The organism is Nocardia farcinica (genome assembly GCF_029867845.1).
GTDB lineage: Bacteria > Actinomycetota > Actinomycetes > Mycobacteriales > Mycobacteriaceae > Nocardia > Nocardia farcinica_A.
Window position 1 is genome coordinate 1 of sequence record NZ_JARWRU010001097.1, and the last position, 4,144, is coordinate 4,144.

The 4,144-nt window shown below is 71.0% G+C and carries 4 protein-coding genes; all 4 read right to left on the reverse strand.

Annotated features, from left to right (window positions below; all coding sequences use genetic code 11):
- Positions 1-28: 28 nt before the first annotated feature.
- The gene (locus QH283_RS24225) at positions 29-883 is read right to left on the reverse strand and encodes a lysophospholipid acyltransferase family protein (RefSeq protein WP_280505243.1); all 855 of its coding nucleotides are present in this window, start codon (positions 881-883) and stop codon (positions 29-31) included.
- A 276-nt stretch (positions 884-1,159) separates the two neighbouring features.
- Positions 1,160-2,596, reverse strand: a complete 1,437-nt coding sequence (gene hflX / locus QH283_RS24230) for a GTPase HflX (protein ID WP_280505245.1) — start codon at positions 2,594-2,596, stop codon at positions 1,160-1,162.
- A gap of 342 nt (positions 2,597-2,938) precedes the next feature.
- Complete coding sequence (gene dapF / locus QH283_RS24235) at positions 2,939-3,823, reverse strand: diaminopimelate epimerase (protein ID WP_280505246.1); 885 nt, start codon at positions 3,821-3,823, stop codon at positions 2,939-2,941.
- A 104-nt stretch (positions 3,824-3,927) separates the two neighbouring features.
- Positions 3,928-4,144, reverse strand: a 217-nt coding sequence (locus tag QH283_RS24240) for a TrmH family RNA methyltransferase (protein WP_280505244.1), incomplete at its 5' end; no start/stop codon positions are given.

Consider the following 4,144-nt stretch of genomic DNA (forward strand, 5'->3'; position numbering starts at 1 on the left):
GCCCGGCCCCCAAACCCATCCCCGGTTGTCAGCTCTTCAGCAGACCGCGCACCCGGCCCGCGAGGGTGCGACCGGTATCGCGCGCACGGCGGGCGAACAGGTAGCGAATCTCCTCTTCGAGCGCCTTGCGCACCACATCGCGCAGATCGGCGGCCGCGGCGTCCAGATCGTCGGCATCGGCCCAGGCGGTCGGATCGATCGCAGCGCCGGCGGAGAAGTAGAAACGCTCCGGGCGCGGGATCGGCCCGAGACCGTTGACCAGCGGCGGGGTGAGGTCACGCTTGAGCCCCAGCGACTCGACGGCCCAGCGCACCGGACGCATGAGCGCGTGCTCCCCGTCGACGACGATGTCGAAGGCATCGTCGGCGCCGATCATGGCCACCGGCACGATCGGGGCCCCGCATTCCAGGGCCATGCGCGCGAACCCGGTGCGCCCCTCCCACTTCAGCACGTACTTCTCGCCCTTGCGGCGGATGGCCTCACGACCGCCGCCGGGGAACACCAGCACGGCCTCGCCGCGCTCGAGCAGCGTGCGGCAGTTGTGCCGGTTGCCGCGCACGGAGCCGAAATGGTGCAGCAGGTGCCGTACGCCGGGCACCCGCACCAGCACGTCTTCGGCCAGGCCGCGGATCAGCCTGCCGCGCACCCGCAGCACCTCGGGCACCAGCAGCGGCGCGTCGACGAACCCGAGCAGATTGTGGTTGGCGACCAGCAGCACCGGCCCCTCGGCCGGAATGTTCTCCAGGCCGTAGAAGCGCGGACTCGTCCAGGCCCGCATCGGAGCCAGCAGTGCGTCGAGCACGCGCAGATCGTTGTCGTCCAAGCGCACCTCCAGCGGCGCGCCGTCGGTCAGAGCCCCCTCGGCGGGCGAGAATTCGGGCATAGGTGGTTCCCCATCGAAATGTCGGATTCCCGGCACGTCGTCGTACGGAAAACGGCGGTACGGATGTCTTGTCCCCTGCGTCGCGCCATCGCGACCGATTCCCACCGTACCGAAACAGGTGGAACGAGTTGCAATCCGAACCGATATTCGTGGGCTATTTCACCATGTCAGCAAGGTCGTCGAGGCCGAGGACAAACGTGCCGGTCGGTTCCAATTCCGCGCGGCGCGGCGCGCGGAAACATCCGGCCGAGACCTCGTCCCCGGACCCGCGGCCACTCAGGCGCCCGCGCGCTCGGGGTAGGCCGTCCCGGCGTCGGCGTACTCGGCCAGCGCGGCGGCCAGCGCGTGCGGCACCCTGGCCCGCAACCGGGTCCCGCCCTCCTCGTGCTCGGAGCTGAGGATCCGGCCGTCGGCGTGGATACGGGCGAGCAGGTCGCCGCGCGTATAGGGCAGCAGCACCCCGATCTCCACATCGAGCTCGCCGAGGATGTCGGCCAGCCGCGCCCGCAGCCGGTCCAGACCCGCACCGGTGTGCGCGGAAACGAACTCCGCGTCCGGCAGCATGCCGCGCAACTCGGTGCGCCGCATCGGCGAGATCGAGTCGATCTTGTTGACCACCAGCAGCTCCGGCGGCGCCGTCGCCTCCGACTCCTTGATGACGTCGGTGATCACCTCGCGCACCGCCTTGATCTGCCCGGCCGGATCGGCATCGGAGCCGTCCACCACGTGCAGCAGCAGGTCTGCGCCGGTGACCTCCTCCAGCGTGGAGCGGAACGCCTCGACCAGCTGGGTCGGCAGGTGCCGGACGAAACCGACGGTGTCGGTGAAGACGACCTCGCGGCCGTCGTCCAGATGGGCCCGCCGGGTGGTGGGGTCGAGGGTGGCGAACAGCGCGTCCTGGACCAGCACACCCGAGCCGGTCAGCGCGTTCATCAGGCTGGACTTGCCCGCGTTGGTGTAGCCGACGATGGCGATCTGCGGGACGCCGGAACCGGCGCGCCTGGAGCGCTTGGTGTCACGCGCGGTCTTCATCTCGCGGATCTCGCGGCGCAGCTTGGCCATGCGCTCGCGGATGCGCCTGCGGTCGGTCTCGATCTTGGTCTCACCGGGACCGCGCAGACCCACGCCGCCGTTGCTGCCCGCGCGACCACCCGCCTGACGGGACATCGATTCACCCCAGCCGCGCAACCTGGGCAGCATGTACTCCATCTGTGCCAGCGCCACCTGCGCCTTGCCCTCGCTGGAGGTGGCGTGCTGGGCGAAGATGTCCAGGATGAGCGCGGTGCGGTCGATGACCTTCACCTTGACGACCTTCTCCAGCGCGGTCAGCTGCGCCGGCGTCAGCTCGCCGTCACAGATCACGGTGTCCGCGCCGGTCTCGAGCACCACGGCCCGAAGCTCGTCGGCCTTGCCCGAGCCGATGTAGGTGGCCGGGTCCGGCTTGTCACGGCGCTGGATGAGCCCTTCCAGCACCTGCGAGCCCGCGGTCTCGGCGAGCGCGGCCAGCTCGGCCATGCTGGCCTCGGCCTGTGCCGCCGTGCCCGAGGTCCACACCCCGACCAGCACCACGCGCTCCAGACGCAGCTGCCGGTACTCGACCTCGGTGACGTCGGTGAGCTCGGTGGACAGACCGGCGACGCGACGCAGGGAACTGCGCTCCTCGAGCCGCATCTCGCCGGTGGTCGGCTCGGCGATCCAGCCGTTGCGCCGCATGCGCGCGGCACGTTCGGCGATCACATCGCCCTCATCGGGGTAGGCGCCCTCTTCTTCACCTGCGGTGGAGCCACCTGCGGTGTCGAAGCCTGCGGTGTCGTAGTCGGAGGTCTCGAAATCGGCGTCGCCGAAGTCGGTGTCGCGGTAGTCGGCGCCGTCGAAGTCGATGTCCCCGGCGTCGTGGGACGTGTCGTCAGCGGGGAACGCGGCCTGGTCGGCGGCACCCTTTCCGCTGGAGGTCGAAGTGATGTCGAACGTCTCTGATTTCCTCATACACCATCCATGCTGCCACGTCCCGGCCCCGGTCCGCATGTCCATTTCGGGCGGAGCCCGCCGCGCCGGTCAGCCGAGGTCGCGCCACCAGTCGGCGCCGAGGCGACCGGTGGCGACCAGCACGGACGGGCCGCGCAGCCACGCCGCGCCCGCCGACAGCCCGACGCGCACCTGCCCGCCGGGGACACGGATGGTCACCTCGTCGGTCCCGGAGGCCAGATCGAAGCCCTCGGCGTCGAGTACGGCGGCCGCGGCGGCGACCGTCCCGGTGCCGCAGGAGCGGGTCTCGCCGACGCCGCGCTCGTAGACGCGCATGTCCGCGCCGCGCTCGGCGTCGAGCGGGGTGAGGATCTCCACGTTCACCCCGTGCGGGAACATGTCGGGGTCGTAGCCGGGCGGGACGCTCAGGTCGAGCTTGGCCAGCGATTCGGCGGTCAGCGCCGGGTCGACGCAGGCCAGGTGTGGATTGCCCACGTCGATGCCGAGGCCGGACAGGCCCCAGCCGCCGATGGTCGCGGTGGAGGTGCCCAGCTGCCGCACCTGCCCCATCCGCACGGTGACCTCGCCGTGCACCGGTCCCGCGGTGTGCACGGTGACCGGACGTCCGCCCGCGCGGCTGCCGACCACGTGCTCGCCGCCGCTCTGACGACCGGTGGCGGCCAGGTAGTGGGCGAACACCCGCACGCCGTTGCCGCACATCTCGGCGATCGAGCCGTCGGCGTTGCGGTAGTCCATGAACCAGTCCTGTTCGCCGACGCCCTCGGGCAGTTCGGTGAGCACGCCCGCCGCCAGCAGCGCGCCGGCGCGGGCCACCCGCAGCAGGCCGTCGGCGCCGATGCCGCGCTGCCGGTCGCACAGGGCGGCGACCCGCTCGGCGGTGAGATCGAGCCGGACGTCCTCGTCGGGCAGCACCACGAAATCGTTCTGGGTGCCGTGGCCCTTCGTGAACTCGATGTCCGTCACGCGTGACTCTCCGTTTCCACCGTCGTCCGGCTCTCGTCGCTGTCGTCGTTCGTCGCCTGCGCGTGCGCCGTCGGCGCGCTCGCCTCGGCGGCTGTTCACCGGACGAACGTCCGGCGCTGCCGCGAAATTTCGTACAGGGCCACCGCGCCCGCCGAAGGAGCGCCCAGCGAACTGGCGGTGCCACCCATCGGGATGGACACCAGGTCGTCACACACATCCTGCCAGGCCGCGCTCATCCCGGTCGTCTCGTTGCCGACCACCAGGATCGTCGCCTCCCGGATGTCGTGGTCGAAGACCGCACAGGTGCCGCGC

What these genes read in the sequence shown, in the direction of transcription:
- QH283_RS24225 (WP_280505243.1), bottom strand. Translation starts at nt 883, where the DNA reads ATGCCCGAATTCTCGCCCGCCGAGGGGGCTCTGACCGACGGCGCGCCG.
- hflX (WP_280505245.1), bottom strand. Translation starts at nt 2,596, where the DNA reads ATGCGGCGCAACGGCTGGATCGCCGAGCCGACCACCGGCGAGATGCGG.